The sequence below is a fragment of the Citrobacter sp. VF227 genome (assembly GCF_052950715.1).
The window spans coordinates 1-431 of the sequence record NZ_JBRFVF010000655.1 but is presented as its reverse complement, the minus strand read 5'-3'; the positions used below and the strand labels follow the sequence as shown (position 1 = coordinate 431).

At 64.0% G+C, this 431-nt stretch carries 1 pseudogene; it reads right to left on the bottom strand.

Annotated features, from left to right (window positions below):
- Positions 1-431 (bottom strand): annotated as a pseudogene (gene purH, locus ACU8YC_RS28395) (bifunctional phosphoribosylaminoimidazolecarboxamide formyltransferase/IMP cyclohydrolase); the annotation flags it as partial.

Sequence of the window (431 nt, the reverse complement as noted above, 5' to 3'; positions counted from 1 at the left end):
GCGCATGTCCTGCGCCTTGATGAACTGCATGTTGTAGGTGCGCGGGAACAGGCTGCGATTTTCGGTGCTGAGCTGCTCGGTGCTCTGGTCGATGCCGCCGAGGTAGTTGGCGATCATGCCGTCATAGCCGGCGGTGTGCTCGAACGCCTTGAGCGCCAGGTCGAAGCGTTGGGCATAGGTCAGCCCGCCGTTCTTCAGGTTGTCGACCACTGCCGCGTAGTCCTCGGCGTTGACCACGATGGCGACATCCTTGTGGTTCTTCGCCGCGCTGCGGACCATGGTCGGGCCGCCGATATCGATATTCTCGATGGCGTCCGGCAGGGTGCAACCGGGCTTGGCCACGGTGGCGGCGAACGGGTAGAGGTTGACCGCCACCAGATCGATCGGCGCGATGCCGTGCTCGGCCATGACCGCACCGTCCAGATCACGAC